The sequence below is a fragment of the Enterococcus raffinosus genome (assembly GCF_001886185.1).
Taxonomy (GTDB): domain Bacteria; phylum Bacillota; class Bacilli; order Lactobacillales; family Enterococcaceae; genus Enterococcus_A; species Enterococcus_A raffinosus.
In genome coordinates this window covers 60,044-77,205 of record NZ_JXLA01000010.1, presented here as the reverse complement: position 1 = coordinate 77,205, position 17,162 = coordinate 60,044, and the positions used below count along the sequence as shown (strand labels likewise).

The following is a 17,162-nucleotide window of genomic DNA, read 5'->3' as shown; positions in this document are numbered from 1 at the left end:
CTAAAAAAAGGAAAAAAATTGCAAGTCGCCAATTACTAATAGATGAATTTTTCTCAAATAAGAATTCAAAAAAATCTCATATGAACGATACTCCTAAAAAAATAAAAAAAGGAAAAAGACTTATTTTCGTCTTTTCCCTTTTTTGTTTTTGCTTTTTTTCTTTTTGGGTTCACTCTGTCGTGTGGGTTCTTCCGTTAAAAGCTCCCCTCCAAATAAATAGATTGGTGCAAGCTTCACTTCTAGTTTCTTCGCGATTTTTGTTAAATCAGATTTTTCTTGTGGTGTCACCAGAGAAATTACAACACCGCTATTCCCCATTCGACCAACGCGTCCAGCACGATGCAGATAGCTTTCTTCACTTAAAGGAACATCCGCATTGATTACAAATGGCAGTGCTTCAATATCTAAGCCGCGACTTGCCAAATCTGTCGTCAACAGACCTAGTGCCTGATGTTTTTTGAATTGTTCAATCGCATTTTTACGAGATAGCTTTGATTGGTCAGATGCCAAACTTGCGACAGGTAACTCATGATACAATAATTTCTCTTCGGCACTTCCCATGTCATTCAATTGATTGAAGAAAATCATCCCCCAAAAGGCTGGCAGATTTAGTAAACGTCGTAATTGATCGACTTTCTTTCGATCACTAGTTTCTAAATAGAAATGCTGTACATCCCCTTGACTCTTATCCTCTTTTGAAACATCCACAACAAGTAACTCCGACTCAAATTGATTCAGCTCTTCTAATACAGCATCGGCTGTGGCAGAAAAATACAAATGCTGCGCTTCATTATCACTTGCTTTCAAAATTTTTTGAATGAGCTGAAGGCTCTGTCCTTGGATCAGCTGATCCACTTCATCGAAGACCAAGGTTTGAATGTGAGCTGCCTTAATTTTTTTTGCTGTAATTAATTCCAATACACGTCCAGGTGTACCAATCAATAATTCTGGTTTTTTCTTTAAGGCTTCCTGTTGACGTTTTACGTTTGCTCCGCCAATCAAAGCCTGTACTTTCATCCCAGAACCTGCCAGCCACTTGCGTGCAACCTCAACTACCTGCATAGCTAACTCTTGAGAAGAAGTCAGAACTAAAACTTGGCTAGCCTTTCCTGCTTCCAATCGATTAAGTAACGGTAATAAATACGCGAGGGTCTTCCCGCTTCCAGTCGGTGCAATTCCAACAAGATTTTCTCCCTCGCTAATAGGAGCAAAGACTTTTTCTTGGATCAAAGCAGTTTTTTTAAACCCTGCTTCATTCCAGTTTTTCTTTAAAAATGGTACAAACTCTTGATTATCCATAATTCCCTCTATTTCTTATCAGCATCAAAAACAATGCCTGCACTTTTTCGCATATCATAGATTACTTGGTTCACATTTCTGGCTAATTCCACCCATTCTTCATAATCCGTCCCAAGTTTGCGGTCAGTAGGGTTTAGAATGACCTGCGCAAACACGTTAGCTTCTTCAACCATCGGATTTTCTAATTGGTGAACGTTCAGTTTTTCTCTTCGCTGATGATCACGATCATGAAAAACAGCTTCGCTAATCGAATTCACCGCATTCATAACTAACGTTCCATTCGTTAAATAGATTTCTGACTGTTGGAAGCTGTCTCCAATTTTGCCTGTTCGAATCGTCACATCAAAGTTCTCATACCGTAAAATACCGGTGCCCATTCCGTCAACGCCTGTCGAAAGCTTTTGTCCAAAATAAATACTTTCCTTAGGCATTCCGAACCAAGCCAGTGCCGCATAAATCGGATAAACGCCTAAATCAGCTAACGCGCCTCCAGAAAAGTGTGGTGAAAAGATATTCGGTTCTTGTCCATCCAACACTTGATCGTAGCGAGAAGAATACTTCATAAAACTAAAGTCCGCACCGATAATACGATCTTTGTAAGGAAGAAAGTCTGCCACTGTTTTAAAGGATTGCTCATGGATATTACGAGCCGCTTCAAAGAAAAAGACTCTTTTTTGATTTGCTAACTCGATAATTTCATCCATCTCTTGCGGTGTTGAGAAGGCTGGTTTTTCAACGATCACATTTTTTCCTGCAAGGATGCCTTGCTTTGCTTGTTCAAAATGCAGACTATTTGGTGAGGCAATATACACAGTGTTCAAATGTTCAATGTCAAAGAATGTCTTAAGATCTGTGGCATACTCTACGTCGCCATATTTTTCACCAAATTTTTGCGCTGTTTCAAGTCGTCGTGAATAAACAGCCGCCAGTTGATACTGTCCTGTCTCATGCGCAGCTTGAACAAATTGATCCGTGATCCAATTCGTTCCAATAATCCCTAAATTAATCATGCTTATTTCCTCCCTATTTTTGAGTCTTTCAATTTTCTTGCTTTGAAAAATACATATACATTTTACTTTTGATAGCTTATTAACCCTTGTGTACTCACAAATTAGGATCAATAAATGCTTGCTCTAAATCAAATGGAACCGCCTGTTTGATTGAAATCGTTTCTTGATCCACGTCACAATTATACGCTAAAACTTGAACTCCGTCTCCTTCAGCCATTTCTACCGCCTCATAAAGTTTCGGCTGCATCACACGATGAATTGTCGCCGCTTGGATGTTCGGAAACTGGACAATGAATAATAGATAGCAATGATACCCCATGGCTTGCGCCAGACGCAGCTCTTCTACGTGCTTCAGACCTCGTAATGTTGGCGCATCAGGAAACGCACCGATCCTATAATTTTCAAGGGTCAATCCCTTTACCTCGACAAAGCCTTTTTCCTGAAAATCCGTTTCAAAATAAATATCAAATTTTGACCGTTCAAACGTATACTCCCGTTTTAAATAATTAATTGTCCCCTTTAATCCAGGCAACGTAATCTTTCCAGATAAAACTCCCTCAGCTGCCAAAGCATTAGGGATTTGTGAGTCAATATTGATCCACATCTCTCTCTTTTTGACTGCGATTAAATCATAAGCCGTTTTCCGTTTTTCTGACGGCTGATGGTTCACCGCTACTAGAGCGTTCGGAACAAGTAGTTCTTTACTACGCCCAGTATTTTTTACGTGGGTGACAATTTCTTCGCCTGAATCAAATAGGCGGCAGCGAGCAATAAACCGATTGCTCCTTTCAATAAAAATAGCTAAGTGAATGGCAGAATACTTCATTTTTTATCAAAATCCTTCTAAAAAAAGTTAAATAGTCCTTAAGGCTGATGGTAAGATGACAGACTTTATTATATAGTATAACAAAGCCCGTGTGAAAGTATTCTCGTACAACTTTTTCAAGTGTTTTCAGAGAACTAGCGATTAGCTAGAACGATCTCAAATCAGGATTCTGGCTTAAAAATTATTCAGCAATTTTTTATTGGTATTCGTAAGGTTGAGAAAGGAGTTTTTTGATGAGATTGAAATGGCCCGTCTTCCTCAGTGCGACATCTCTCGGTGTAGCTGCAGTGAGTTCAAAATTTGTCCGCAAACGTGAAGCGAAGGACCTTAATAGCAGGTATGTCGGTTCTTGGGAGTTCACTCATCCAAAAGAACACAAACATCATACCATAACGATTTACCCTGACTTATCGATTATTTTAGATGGCACAGCCATCATCTACCAACTGATTGAATTGAGTGAACAAAAATTAGCGATTCAAGATCAATATGGCTATCATTTATTGATTAAAACAAAAAATGGTACGCCAGACACTCTCTATGATGAATTAGATGATGTGTCCTTTCCTATCGTCCCTGTAAAAAAATAAAAAAGATGCCTAATGGCATCTTTTTTTATTGATGAATCAAAGACCGTAAGATCTGATCCACGTTTTCTGCAGCTTTACGTCCTTCACGAATTCCCCAGATCACAAGACTAGGGCCCCTTCTAGCATCGCCTGCCACATATACTTTTTCATTATTTGTTGTATAGTCTTCATAAATCTCATGAACATCGAAGGCGTCCAATAGATTTTTCTCTGCACCAGTAAAGCCCATCGCCAGCAATACTAAATCTGCCTTCAGGGTTTTCTCCGTACCCTTGATTGGCTGGAAGCGTGCATCGACCTGAGTCGTTTCAATCGCAATTACCTGTCCTCGTTCCGCACCGATAAAGGACGTTGTGGAGGTACTATAAGTCGTTAGCTCATCATTTTTCAACGCTCCCTCTTCTTGACCATACCCTTGGCGATTGATCATAGAATATTCTGGCCAAGGATTATCAGGTGTTCGGTTTGAAGGTAGCTGAGGCGTGATTTCCAGCTGTTTGACAGAAGCAGCACCTTGACGAATTGCTGATCCGATACAGTCATTTCCTGTGTCTCCACCACCAATAACGATCACATGCTTGCCTGCTAACTTCTGATCCGTTACTTTCTTTCCTTGCTGTAAAACAGTTTTCGTGCATTCCGTTAAATAATCTACCGCAAACTGAATGCCATGCAGTTCACGTCCTTTGATCTTTAAGTCTCGAGGCACGCCGGCACCGCTGGCAATAATGACACGATCATAATCTTTTTGCAAGTCAGGGGCACTAATATCTGTTCCAACCTCGGTATTTAAAACAAAGGTGATTCCGACTTCCTTCATTACATCAATTCGACGCTGAACGATTTCTTTATCCAACTTCATATTGGGAATCCCATACATCAACAAGCCGCCGGCACGGTCACTACGTTCATAAACCGTTACTTGATGGCCCAGCTGATTTAAGCGCCACGCGGCTGAAAGTCCAGCCGGACCAGAGCCAATGATCGCTACTTTAAAATCTGTCCGTTCATCCGGCAGCCCATCTGCTTTGACCCAATCATTTTCAAAGGCATGATCGATAATGAAGCGTTCATTATCATGGATCGCCACGCCAGAACCGTTCAATCCTTCTGTACAAGATTTTTCACATGGCGCAGGACATACTCGACCTGTCATCTCTGGTAGTGGGTTAGTCTTTGCCAATCGATCAAAGGCGTTCTTAAAATCGCCACGAAAAACAAAATCATTCCATTCAGGAATCAGGTTATCGTTAGGGCACCCTGATACCGCACGCTTTCCGCCATAAAAAATTCCTGTATGACAAAATGGAATCCCGCAATTCATACAACGAGCCGCTTGTTCTTTCCGTTCCTCTACATTGAGGGGTGTTTGTAATTCTTCCCAATCTTGAATTCGTTCTTCGACTGGACGATAAGGATTGTCCTTTCGGGGGTATTTTAAAAATCCAAATGGATCTGCCATCCTAGCCACGCTCCTTTCCAGCCGGTACCGTTTGTTCGCCGATCACTTCGATGAAGGCTTTCTCAATTAACTCGTCACCTTTTAGACCTGTTTTCGCTAATTCCTCTGTTACTCGAACCATTTCGTGGTATTCTCTTGGGTACACTTTGACAAAATGTTTTTGAGCATTTTCCCAATCATTCAATAATTCAGCTGCTTTTAATGAATCAGTATAGGCAAGATGCTTCTCAATCATTTCCTTCAAGACCGCATCATCGCCAGCTTCACCTAATTTGAAAAGATCCACCATCTCTAAGTTACATTTATCGGCAAAAGTCCCTGTCGGATCATAAACATAAGCCACCCCGCCAGACATTCCCGCAGCAAAGTTTCGACCAGTTGGCCCTAAGATGACCGCAACTCCGCCAGTCATATACTCACAGCCATGATCACCGACGCCTTCGACGACCACATTCGCCCCGCTATTACGGACACAGAAACGTTCGCCTGCTTTCCCTCGGAAGTATCCTTCTCCGCGATTTGCACCAAAGCAGACCACATTCCCAACGATTGGTGAATTTTCTACATCGTAAGCTGCATCCTTTGGCGGTACGATAATTACACGGCCGCCGCTAAGACCTTTCGCCACGTAGTCATTTCCTTCACCGATGAGTTTTAATTCCATGCCTTGGGTGATGAACGAGCCGAAGCTTTGACCTGCGATACCGGTATAAGTGTATTTGATCTGACCAGGCATCAGCTGGTAGTTTCCAAATCGCTCAGCGATCCAGCCGCCCATTCGTGCACCGACTGTTCGATTGACATTATTGATTGGATAGGTCATCACCACTTGCTCACCATTTTTAATGGCACCTTCAGCAAAATGATCCAATTCAGGCCATTCACGTTTTTCTTTGAATGGATCTTCTGTTTTCCGTTCAATACCAACGCTTGTTGATAGAATTCTTGAGAAGTCTAACGATTTTGCCTTGCCCTTCGCAATAAAGCGCGGCGCTAAAACTTCTGTGTGTCCGATCATCTCGTCGATACTTCTGAAGCCTAATTCCGCCATAATTTCGCGTAAATCCTCTGCGATGAAATACATCATATTCACTAAGTGTTCCGGTTTGCCAACAAAGAATTTTCGCAACGCCGGATTTTGTGTCGCTACCCCCACTGGACAGGTGTTCAAGCTGCAAACCCGCATCATTACACAACCGATCGCCACTAAAGCTAACGAAGCAAAGCTGTATTCCTCAGCACCTAATAAGATCGCCATCGCCACATCGCGGCCCGTCATTAATTTGCCATCAGTTTCTAGTGTCATCCGCTGACGTAAATTGTTCATAGCTAATGTTTGGTGCGCCTCAGCAACTCCCATTTCCCATGGCAGTCCAGCATCACGTATCGAATTACGCGGTGAAGCGCCTGTTCCACCATCATAGCCAGAGATTACGACAACATCTGCTCCAGCTTTAACCACGCCTGTTGCAATCGTCCCAACCCCTGTACTTGAAACCAGCTTAACATTAATTTTCGCATACGGATTGATTGCCTTCAGGTCATAGATTAACTGAGCCAAATCTTCAATCGAATAGATATCATGATGCGGCGGAGGCGAAATCAATCGCACACCTGGTGTAGATCCGCGAATTTCTGCCACCCAAGGGAAAACTTTATTGCCAGGTAATTGTCCGCCTTCTCCTGGTTTTGCACCTTGAGCCATCTTAATCTGTAGTTCTTCGGCACTCATCAGATATTCCGCATTTACACCGAAACGTCCCGAAGCGACCTGCTTGATTTTACTGTTGAAGTTCTTGCCATCCGCTTGCGGTTTGAATCGTTTGCGATTTTCTCCACCTTCACCGCTGTTGGATTTCGCGCCAATACTGTTCATGGCTTCAGCGATACATTGATGAGCTTCCTCACTTAATGAACCATATGACATAGCTCCAACTTTGAAGCGTTTCACGATTTTACTAGCAGGCTCCACTTCAGAAAGTTTCACTGCTGGACGATCCTTTTTAAATTCCCAAAGCGCTCGTAAATTTGTTGGTTCGTCTAAGGCCTCCTGATTCATTTGTTCAACATAATGTTTGAACAATTGATAATCCCCTGCTCGAACGGCTTGTTGGAAATTATAAATTGTCTTCGGATTGAATAAATGATGTTCGCCATCTGCCTTGTATTGGAAGCTTCCTCCTGAAGCCAACAAATCATTTTGTTGTGGACCATAGGCTAGAGAATGACGCTGCAAATACTCTTCTTCAATTTGATAAAGCGACAATCCGCCGATACGGCTGGCAGTCCCAGTAAAGTATTTATCTGTTACTGGCTGACTGATCCCCACAACTTCAAACAGCTGTGCACCGTGGTAACCGGCAATGGTCGAAATACCCATGCGGGACATCACCTTTACGATCCCTTTTTCAGCGGCTTTACGGTAATTTTCCAAGCCATTTTCAATGTCAAAGTCATTTAACGTCGCATACGCACCATAAGGATGGATACCGCTAGCACCATATCCAATTAAAGTGGCAAAATGATGAACCTCGCAAACTTCCGCAGAGTCAACAACCAAACTTGCCAACGATGCTTTTCCTTTACGGACCAAATGATTATGCAACCCTGATACAGCTAATAAAATAGGCATCGCCATTTTTTCCTGAACAGCCCCACGATCACTTAAAATCAAGATCGTAGCGCCCTTATCAATCGCAGATTCAGCCTCTTTAAACATCTGTTCTAAGCCATCTTCTAAAGCATTTCTATTCCCGATAGGATACAGTGTTGAAATGGTTACGGCTTTTTGCTCTTTAGTATTTAACTGAGCAATTTTTAGAAAATCTGCGCTGCTGAGAACTGGGCTCTTAATTTTTAGTTTTTGACAGTTATGAGCGTCGTCTACCCGAATATCGCCGTCACGCCCTAAGAACATCTCTGTTCCGATAACCAATTGTTCACGGATCGCGTCAATCGGCGGATTCGTCACTTGAGCAAACTGCTGCTTGAAGTACGTAAACAATGATTGCGGCTTGTCACTCAAAACAGCTAACGGAGAATCATACCCCATAGAAAGTACCGGCTCTTCTCCCTTCTCTGCCATTTGCAGCAAGGCTCCGCGAATAATTTCATCTGTATAGCCGTTCAGCTTCCACATTCTTTGCAATTCTTTGCCCGTAACTGCGGCTTCTTGAACTTCTGTTTCAGCAAGCTGAGAAAGCTCAATACGATTTTCAGCTAACCATTCTTTGTAGGTATGAGCCTTTGCATATTTTTCTTTGATCTCTTGATTGCGGTAAAATTTCCCATTGATGGTATCAACTAAGATCATATTCGCAGGTCCTAACACACCTTTTTCAATCACATTAGAAGGAGCAAAATCCACGACACCTGATTCAGATGCTACCTGAACAAAGCCATCCTTTGTTATAGAATAGCGAGAAGGTCGTAACCCGTTCCGGTCCAACGTCGCACCAACCATTTCACCATCCGTGAAACATAAAGCCGCCGGTCCATCCCAAGGCGCCATAAAGCTGGCATTGTATTCTTGGAAGGCGGTCATTTCCTCGCCTAACCCTGCTTCTTCCGACCAAGCCTCTGGTACCATCATCATTAAAGCGTGAGGAATATCACGTCCATTACGATACAAATACTCCATACAATTTTCTAGCTTGGCCGAGTCAGAATCCTCTTCGTTATATACTTCGATGCCATGACTCTTCATCCAGTTTTCTGATCCACGCAGGGTATTGATTTCCCCATTATGAGCTAAGAAACGGAATGGCTGAGCGCGGTCCCAACTTGGAAATGTGTTGGTAGAAAAGCGAGAATGTACAACTGCGATACTCGCTGCAAAGTCTTCATCCTGCAAATCATCATAAAAAATACCAACCTGATAAGCATGCAGCATTCCTTTATAAACAATCGTTTTACTAGATAAGCTGCAAATCGCCATTTCTCCTGCGTGATATGTTTTCTCCAATTTACGACGCAAGCGATACAACCGATCCTCAAAATCTCGATCTGTCTGTACTTCCAACGGTCGTTTTATGAATAATTGCACAAAGCTAGGCATCACTTTTTGGGCACCAGGGCCACAATTTTCATACTGGAACGGTACGTCGCGCTGCCAAAGAACCAAATAACCAGCAGCTTCAATTTCTTTTACAAGCGCCTGCTGCAAGCCATTCTTATGTTCTTCTTCTGCAGGCAAAAAGAACATACCTACTGCGTACTGTCCACGATCAGGTAAACTTACGCCTGCCGCTTTTGCTTCACGTTGAAAGAATTTATCTGGAATCGTCGCTAATATTCCTGCGCCATCACCAGTTTCTGGTTCTGCACCAGTTCCGCCGCGGTGGTTCATTCGTTCTAACATTGTTAGTGCATGCTTCACTAATTGATGTGAAGCTGTACCTTCCATCTGAGCAATAAAGCCCATACCACATGCATCCTTCTCAAAAGAGAGATCATACATGGTCGGGGCCGCTGTTACTTGTTGCTTTGTCATTGACATCAATCCTTTAAATAGTTTGACAATTCTCATTTATTTTTAATATACTACCTTTTTTTAAAAAGATAGGCAAGTGTTCTTAGAAATTTTTTTTAATTACCTGTGTTATTACGGCTCTGAGACTTAAAAAGAAAAGACCAATCAAATGGAAAAAATAAAAAATATTTGGTAAACTTAATCTGATATGCTTCGTTACGAAAGGATGAACATCAATGACACCGAATCGCGAAGATTACTTAAAATTAATATTAGAATTAGGTGGCGACAAAGAAAAAGTTAGCAATAAAAAAATCGTTGCAGGTTTATCCATTTCTGGTGCTTCTGTCAGTGAGATGATTAATAAACTAGTTAAAGAAGGCTTAGTTGAACATTCTCCTTATCAAGGTGTTCAATTGACACCTGCAGGTTTGGAAAAAGCGAGCACGCTCGTTCGTAAACATCGATTATGGGAAGTTTTTCTAGTCGATCATCTTGGCTATTCGTGGAATGAAGTCCATGATGAAGCAGAAGTATTAGAGCATGTGACCTCCTCACAATTGGAACAGAAATTGGATAATTACTTGAACCATCCAACTTTTTGTCCTCATGGTGGGATGATTCCGCAGCAGGATCAAACCGTCCACGAAGAAGACCGCCAAACACTGACAAATTATCCAGTAGGTACGAAAATACGTATTGCCCGTGTCTTGGATGAAAAAGAGCTGCTTGACTATTTGATGGATCTTGGCGTAAAAATCCATGAAGAATACGAAATTTCAACGATTGCGGCCTATGAAGGACCAATTACTTTACAAAATGACCAAAAAGAGGTTTCAATTAGTTACAAAGCAGCGTCAACAATTTTTGTTGATTCATTATAAAATGAGTCCCCGTCCACCTTTTGCAGTTTTGACAACGCAAATGATAAAAACAAGCTCTGCTCTCTTGGATGGTAGATGCTCTAAAAATGAATACATTATTAGGAACTAGGAGTGAATCATATGGAACAAGCAGCATTATTCACCATCTTCGGCGGTACAGGTGATTTAGCAAAGAGAAAGCTTTACCCTTCATTATTTCGTTTATATAAAAAAGGAAATTTAGCAAAACATTTCGCCGTCATTGGTACGGCTAGAAGACCTTGGAGCGATGAGCATTATCGCGAAATTGTGCGTGATACGATCAAAGATATTGCCCTTACTGATGAAGAGGCACAAGAATTTTCCAATCACTTTTTCTACCTTTCACATGATGTGAATGATACAGAACATTATGATCAATTAAAGAATTTAGCGGATGAATTAGATGAAAAATATGGTCTACAGGGCAACCGTCTATATTACTTAGCCATGGCACCTCAATTTTTTGGAACAATTGTTAATCATTTGAAGTCGCAAGAAATTTTAACCACAACAGGGTATAACCGATTAGTGATCGAGAAACCGTTCGGCTTTGACTACGATTCTGCGAATGAACTGAATAATCAGATCCGAAAAGTTTTCCCCGAACAAGATATTTTCCGAATTGATCATTACTTAGGAAAAGAAATGATTCAAAATATTTCCGTGATTCGTTTTGGGAATAATATCTTTGAATCCCTTTGGAATAACCGATATATCGAAAATGTACAGATTACCTTTTCTGAAGCCCTTGGTGTAGAAGACCGCGGTGGCTACTATGAACATAGCGGTGCATTAAAAGATATGGTTCAAAATCATATCCTGCAAGTCGTTGCCCTACTAGCAATGGAAGTCCCAACTTCTTTCTCTAATAAATCTATTCGTGAGGAAAAAGTAAAAGTTTTGCAAGCCATTCGTCGCTATAACTCAGAAGAAGTGTTACAAAATTTTGTCCGCGGCCAATATGACGCGGGTACGTTAGATGATAAACAATTCGTCGCCTACCATGATGAACCAAATGTCTCAAAAGATTCTTTAATGGAAACGTTTGTCGCTGGTAAATTTTTAATTGATAACTTCCGTTGGTCAGGTGTTCCTTTTTATGTTCGAACTGGCAAACGGATGACAGAAAAAGGCACCCGCATCAATATTGTCTTTAAACAGGTTCCCGTCAATGTCTTTAATTTTGAACAAGCAGAAGTCGATGGAGAAGAGTTACCACAAAATATTTTAACCATTTATATCCAACCAACAGAAGGCTTCTCCTTAACCTTAAATGGAAAGAAAATTGGACAAGGCTTCAATACTGAACCAGTAAAATTGGATTTCCGTCAGAGTGCCGAGGTCACTGAAAATAGTCCTGAAGCCTATGAAAAATTACTACTAGATGCATTAAACGGCGACAGCACTAACTTCTCTCACTGGGATGAAGTAGCAAACTCATGGGAGATTGTTGATCGCATTCGTACTACCTGGGATCAAACTACACCAGGATTTCCAAACTATGCTGCTGGAACTATGGGACCACAATGTGCCTTTGATCTCTTAGCTAAAAATGGTCACGAATGGGCGTGGCAGCCGGATCAATGGTATCGTGAACGTGGAAAATTAGAATAATTCAAAAAAAGCTTACGGCTAAAACCGTAAGCTTTTTTCTACGTCAAGAAACCCGTGTGACGCAAATCAACACGGGTTTCTTCTATTATAAAGGGTTATTCCAATCCTTCAGCTACTGCCTCTGGATAATTTTCTTCAACGATATGCGCACATGAAGCACATAAATTTGGAAGTTTTTCATCTTCACCAACTGTCGTACGTACTTGACGACAACGATCACACACTTCCCCTTCAGCTTTTTCAACTAAGATCGCGACATCTTCAAATGTCATGGCATTTTCAGGTGCTGCTTCTTTTGAAATACTGAATGAATCTGGCGATACGATCAATAACTGTGCAAGGTCCGCATCTAGTGCTGTTAATAGAGCACCTACTTGTTCATTTGGATAAATGGTCACCTTCGCTTCTAGAGACTTACCGATAATTTTCTCATTACGGGCCTCTTCTAAAGCCTTCAAGACGTTGTCGCGGAAATCCATAAAGGCCTTCCATGTATCTAACAATTCGGCTTGATTAGGGTATTCATCATAGCTTGGCAATTCTGCTAACTGAACATACTCCTCCTCTTCTTTCAAATAGCTCCAGATTTCCTCCGTTGTGTGAGGGATGATCGGCGTCAATAATTTTGTTAATGCAACTGCCGCTTGATAAAAGACTGTCTGCATACAACGGCGTTCATAACTGTTTTCCGCTTGAATATAAACAACGTCCTTCGCGAAATCCAAATAGAACGAAGACAAATCAACCGTTAAGAAATTCACGACTGTTTTGTAAATTTGAGTAAAATCGTATGCTTCATAACCATCTTCACGAACAGTTTTAATTACTTGATTCAAACGAACTAACAAGTATTTATCCACTGAACGTAAATCATCATAGGCTACTGCGTGTTTTGTTGGTTCAAAATCACTCGTATTGGCTAATAAGAAACGCATCGTATTACGGATTTTACGATAAACTTCCGATACTTGATTCAAGATATCCATTGATACTCGAACGTCCGCTTCATAGTCTACACTGCTGACCCATAGACGCAAGATGTCTGCACCCATTTGCTTGATTACTTTATCCGGTACGATTGTATTTCCTAGAGATTTACTCATTTTTCGGCCTTCACCATCTAAAGTAAACCCTTGAGAAAGAACTGATTTGTATGGAGCGACGCCATTAATAGCGACACTAGTCGTGATACTTGAGTTGAACCAGCCACGATACTGGTCAGAACCTTCCAAATACATGTCAGCTGGGAACGTTAAGTTATCACGTTGACGTAACACCGCTTCGTGAGAAGATCCTGAATCGAACCACACATCCATAATATCTGTTTCTTTTGTAAATTCTCCATTTGGTGAACTTGGATGAGTAAATCCTTCCGGCAATAAATCCTTCGCTTCACGTTCAAACCAAATGTTAGAACCATACGCAGCGAATAGCTGTGCCACATGTTCTGTTGTTTCCGGTGTGATGATTGCCTCACCGTTTTCACCATAGAAGATTGGCAATGGAACTCCCCATGCACGCTGACGAGAAATGACCCAATCCCCACGGTCACGAATCATATTGTACAAACGAGTTTTTCCCCATGGGATGATCCAATCGACTTTTTCAATTTCGTCTAAGATATCTTGACGGAATTTATCAATAGAAGCAAACCATTGAGGCGTTGCACGATAAATGATTGGTTTCTTTGTACGCCAGTCATGAGGATAACTATGCGTAAAGAATTCTAATTTCAATAAAGCCCCATTTTTTTCTAACAGTTCTGTGACCATTGGATTGACCTTGTCATAAAAGACTCCTTCAAACCCAGGCGCATCAGCAGTCATAACACCGCGATCATCAACGGGGGAAATGATGTCTTTACGATATTTCTTCCAGGCAAAATAATCATCTTCCCCATGTCCAGGCGCTGTATGAACCAGTCCAGTACCGGCATCTAATGTGACGTGATCGCCTAAGATGACTAGAGATTCTCGATCATAAAATGGATGCTGCGCAGTCATATACTCTAAGTCTTTTCCGTTAACTTCTTTAATAACCTTAGGATCTGTCCAATCTAACTCCTCAGCAACATTTGCCAATAAGTCTTTCGCAACAACAAATTTTCTCCCATCTGCTTCCACCACCACGTAAGTATACGCTGGGTTTGCAGAAATTCCTTGGTTAGCTGGTAAAGTCCATGGAGTCGTTGTCCAGATAATAAATGAAGTATCTGTATCCAGAATTCCTTTACCATCCTTAACCTTAAAAGCAACAAAAATAGAAGGCGATTTAACATCCTTATATTCAACTTCCGCTTCGGCCAATGATGACTCACTAGATGGTGACCAATAGATTGGTTTTAATCCTTTATAAATGTAGCCCTTTTCCGCCATTTTACCGAACACACGAATTTCAGCTGCCTCGTAATCAGGAGTAAGAGTGATGTAAGGATTGTCCCACTCACCAGCGATCCCTAACCGTTTGAAATCATCTCGCTGCTTATCCACTTGTGATAGCGCATATTCTTCACATTTTTTTCGATACTCAGCCATCGTCATTTCTTTTCGTTTGATTCCTTTATTAGCAAGAACTTGTTCGATTGGCAATCCATGTGTATCCCAGCCCGGTACATAAGGTGCACGAAAACCTGACATTGATTTTGAGCGCACGATGATATCTTTACTAATTTTATTTAGTGCATGTCCAATATGGATGTTTCCATTAGCATATGGAGGGCCATCGTGGAGAACAAAGGTTGGTTTTCCTTCATTTAATTTTTGACGCTTTTCGTAAATTTTATTTTCTTCCCATTCTTTTTCCCATTGTCCTTCACGATTTGGCAAATTGCCACGCATCGGGAACCCAGTTTTACCTAGTTGAAGGGTCTCTTTTGTCTTCACTATCAATCGTCTCCTTTTTCTATTTTAAGGTACTACTCAAGATTGAATAGTCCTTGATAAATCAAAAGTTTAAAAACACAAAAAAACAAGCTTGTCCGCAAAGGGACGAGCTTGTCGTGGTACCACCCAAAATTTGAAACCAAAAAGTTTCCTCTAATCATTGTTAACGGAATGACCCGTCGATTGCTACTAATATTTCACAACCGCATGATCTAGAGGATCTTTCTAATTAGAGGGTCTGCCGAACTTCCACTATCATCGGCTCGCTAAAAGAATCTAATCAGCTTTTCTATTCTAGATTAGCTTAGTTTTCGTCTGATTTAATTAATTCAGGAATGTCAATCGTTAATCCCATATCTTCTTCAGGTTCAGGAGTAATAATTGCTTCATCTGAGTCTACTGCAACCACATCATCGTTGTCAAGTTCATTAGCTAAAACTTCTTTCAGAACTTCATGTCCATCTCCCACATAGGAAGACATTGGTTTTAGGACTTCTTCCCAATCGCCACTGCGCGCTTGATCGATTTGTGTTTCTAACAGCAATAATAATTGTTGATGGAAAACACGCGTTTTCTTTTTCAAGTCATTTGTTTCCGCAGCTAATTGACGAGCTTTAGAAGTAGCATCAGTTAGAATTTCTTTTGCTTTGTCTTCAGCAGTTGTCGTTAACAAGTTAGCCTTTTGCATTGCGTTAGAAATCAGCTCATCTGCACGGTTTTGAGCAGATGTGACAATTACTTCAGATTCCTTGCTTGCAGAAGATTTAACCTTATCAGCGGTATCTTGTGCTACAACGATTGATTGGTTCAACGCTTCCTTCAATTCATTGAAGTACTCTAATTTTTCCTCTGAATGCTTCAATGCTTTTTCTAATTCACGATTTTTTGCGATACTGTCTTCATAATCGCGAACGATCATATCTAAGAAGTCATCGACCTCATCTTGGTTATAGCCACGCATTTTCGTGGAGAAATTCTTATTTTGAATATCTAATGGAGTTAATGCCATTTTTTTGTTCACCTCATAAATTTTATTTTCGCAAAACGCCTAAACGCAAACGAAATTTCTCTTTCTTTGTTTTTCCCTCTAATCCTTGAATCTGAATTCGACCAAATCCCCGGACTGAAACGACATCTAATAAATCTAGCAAATAATCTGGGCGTTCATTTACTGACCAGTTGACTTTCACCTTGCCGGCTTCCACTAACTGTTTTGAACGCTGACGTGATATATTGTAGACGGTTGAAACAATTGCATCCAGTCGCAGAGAAGTTGCTGTAGTAGTTTCCTCTAACCAACTATCCTTAGGAATAATAATGTCTGTGTAAGGCCGTTCCTCTAAATGAACTGTCACACGACCAATTTTTGTTACTTGACTAACGATATAGCTAGCAGATTCTTTTGCTAAAAAGATTTGCCAACGATCACCGTCAGAAATAATATCCCCAAAATAGTCACGCTTAATTCCCGCATTCATTAACGTCCCCAGAATCTTTCCATGAGAAAGTTCAGTGAACTTTTGTGGATAGTTAATCTCAATCATCACCAGTTCAAAATCGTCGATCTGCGGCTCGTAATAATCAGGATAAATCATGCAGCGACAACGTTCTGCATCTTCATAACCGCCATAAAAAGAAAATTTTAATTCGCTATTTTCACGAATTAATGTTTCTAAAATATACGCCTGACGAGGATCTAAAAAATTCGTCAAATAAGGAGCGTACTGGCTTTCAACTTGTTCTAGCCAATCGCCAACACTGTCAACAAATGGATGCTCTTCTGGTCTAAAATGTTGATAGACATTCGCATTCATAGTGCCACCTCCTTAATAAATAATATTTATCAGAATTCTTTGTAATACCCCCATTGCAAAATTTAACGCTAAAATCGCAGCCATCACTGAAAAATCAATCCCGCCAAATTGTAATGGCAACCGTCGAAACAAATTAAGAAACGGCTCACAAATTCGACCTAAAAGCTGACCAAATCTAGATTGGTAGGCTCCTGGGAACCATGACATCAACGCATAAACAACTAAAAGTATCGTATAGAGATAAACTAAACGATTTAAATAGTAAAAAAGTGTAATAAGTAGATTCAAA

General features: G+C 40.8%; 12 protein-coding genes and 1 other annotated feature. Of the genes, 3 read left to right on the top strand and 9 right to left on the bottom strand.

The features are described from left to right. Positions 1–120: 120 nt before the first annotated feature. The 3 genes from RV13_RS07190 to sfsA all read right to left on the bottom strand — a co-directional run bounded on the left by RV13_RS07190 (position 121) and on the right by sfsA (position 3,135). Positions 121–1,299, bottom strand: coding sequence for a DEAD/DEAH box helicase (locus RV13_RS07190; protein WP_028020302.1), 1,179 nt, complete (start codon positions 1,297–1,299; stop codon positions 121–123). 8 nt (positions 1,300–1,307) lie between these two features. Continuing rightward, on the bottom strand, positions 1,308–2,309 hold the full coding sequence (locus RV13_RS07185) for a Gfo/Idh/MocA family protein (RefSeq protein ID WP_010745935.1): 1,002 nt from the start codon (positions 2,307–2,309) through the stop codon (positions 1,308–1,310). 94 nt (positions 2,310–2,403) lie between these two features. After that, a complete protein-coding gene (sfsA, locus tag RV13_RS07180) occupies positions 2,404–3,135 on the bottom strand; it encodes a DNA/RNA nuclease SfsA (RefSeq protein WP_028020303.1) in 732 nt (243 codons plus the stop codon). Between the two features lie 233 nt (positions 3,136–3,368). Here sfsA and RV13_RS07175 point away from each other — a divergent pair, with 233 nt between their 5' ends. Further along, entirely contained in the window at positions 3,369–3,725 is a 357-nt protein-coding gene (locus RV13_RS07175; protein WP_010745933.1) for a DUF4828 domain-containing protein, read from the top strand. A 25-nt stretch (positions 3,726–3,750) separates the two neighbouring features. Here the strand turns inward: RV13_RS07175 and RV13_RS07170 are convergent, their stop codons facing one another. Together RV13_RS07170 and gltB are read right to left on the bottom strand one after the other, a co-directional pair. Further along, positions 3,751–5,187: a glutamate synthase subunit beta gene (locus tag RV13_RS07170; RefSeq protein ID WP_060789119.1), complete on the bottom strand. Its 1,437-nt coding sequence runs from the start codon at positions 5,185–5,187 to the stop codon at positions 3,751–3,753. A gap of 1 nt (position 5,188) precedes the next feature. Then, positions 5,189–9,685, bottom strand: coding sequence for a glutamate synthase large subunit (gene gltB, locus RV13_RS07165; RefSeq protein ID WP_373278376.1), 4,497 nt, complete (start codon positions 9,683–9,685; stop codon positions 5,189–5,191). 209 nt (positions 9,686–9,894) lie between these two features. Here gltB and efaR point away from each other — a divergent pair, with 209 nt between their 5' ends. Both efaR and zwf read left to right on the top strand, forming a co-directional pair. Next, on the top strand, positions 9,895–10,542 hold the full coding sequence (gene efaR / locus RV13_RS07160; protein WP_028020306.1) for a transcriptional regulator EfaR: 648 nt from the start codon (positions 9,895–9,897) through the stop codon (positions 10,540–10,542). A 120-nt stretch (positions 10,543–10,662) separates the two neighbouring features. Next, a complete protein-coding gene (gene zwf, locus RV13_RS07155; RefSeq protein ID WP_010745929.1) occupies positions 10,663–12,177 on the top strand; it encodes a glucose-6-phosphate dehydrogenase in 1,515 nt (504 codons plus the stop codon). Positions 12,178–12,272: 95 nt separating this feature from the next. On the opposite strand, the gene ileS is transcribed toward zwf, so the two are convergent. The 4 genes from ileS to RV13_RS07135 all read right to left on the bottom strand — a co-directional run bounded on the left by ileS (position 12,273) and on the right by RV13_RS07135 (position 17,161). Beyond that, positions 12,273–15,059, bottom strand: a complete 2,787-nt coding sequence (ileS, locus tag RV13_RS07150; protein WP_028020307.1) for an isoleucine--tRNA ligase — start codon at positions 15,057–15,059, stop codon at positions 12,273–12,275. A gap of 98 nt (positions 15,060–15,157) precedes the next feature. Beyond that, positions 15,158–15,371: a binding site (T-box leader), on the bottom strand. Further along, complete coding sequence (locus RV13_RS07145; protein WP_028020308.1) at positions 15,364–16,068, bottom strand: DivIVA domain-containing protein; 705 nt, start codon at positions 16,066–16,068, stop codon at positions 15,364–15,366. Its footprint overlaps the feature before it by 8 nt. 22 nt (positions 16,069–16,090) lie before the next feature. Beyond that, complete coding sequence (locus tag RV13_RS07140; RefSeq protein ID WP_028020309.1) at positions 16,091–16,873, bottom strand: YlmH family RNA-binding protein; 783 nt, start codon at positions 16,871–16,873, stop codon at positions 16,091–16,093. A 12-nt stretch (positions 16,874–16,885) separates the two neighbouring features. After that, on the bottom strand, positions 16,886–17,161 hold the full coding sequence (locus tag RV13_RS07135; protein ID WP_174520502.1) for a YggT family protein: 276 nt from the start codon (positions 17,159–17,161) through the stop codon (positions 16,886–16,888). Position 17,162: the final 1 nt, after the last annotated feature.

What these genes read in the sequence shown, in the direction of transcription:
- zwf (WP_010745929.1), top strand. Translation starts at nt 10,663, where the DNA reads ATGGAACAAGCAGCATTATTCACCATCTTCGGCGGTACAGGTGATTTA.
- efaR (WP_028020306.1), top strand. Translation starts at nt 9,895, where the DNA reads ATGACACCGAATCGCGAAGATTACTTAAAATTAATATTAGAATTAGGT.
- gltB (WP_373278376.1), bottom strand. Translation starts at nt 9,685, where the DNA reads ATGTCAATGACAAAGCAACAAGTAACAGCGGCCCCGACCATGTATGAT.
- sfsA (WP_028020303.1), bottom strand. Translation starts at nt 3,135, where the DNA reads ATGAAGTATTCTGCCATTCACTTAGCTATTTTTATTGAAAGGAGCAAT.
- RV13_RS07185 (WP_010745935.1), bottom strand. Translation starts at nt 2,309, where the DNA reads ATGATTAATTTAGGGATTATTGGAACGAATTGGATCACGGATCAATTT.
- RV13_RS07175 (WP_010745933.1), top strand. Translation starts at nt 3,369, where the DNA reads ATGAGATTGAAATGGCCCGTCTTCCTCAGTGCGACATCTCTCGGTGTA.
- RV13_RS07140 (WP_028020309.1), bottom strand. Translation starts at nt 16,873, where the DNA reads ATGAATGCGAATGTCTATCAACATTTTAGACCAGAAGAGCATCCATTT.
- RV13_RS07145 (WP_028020308.1), bottom strand. Translation starts at nt 16,068, where the DNA reads ATGGCATTAACTCCATTAGATATTCAAAATAAGAATTTCTCCACGAAA.
- RV13_RS07190 (WP_028020302.1), bottom strand. Translation starts at nt 1,299, where the DNA reads ATGGATAATCAAGAGTTTGTACCATTTTTAAAGAAAAACTGGAATGAA.
- RV13_RS07170 (WP_060789119.1), bottom strand. Translation starts at nt 5,187, where the DNA reads ATGGCAGATCCATTTGGATTTTTAAAATACCCCCGAAAGGACAATCCT.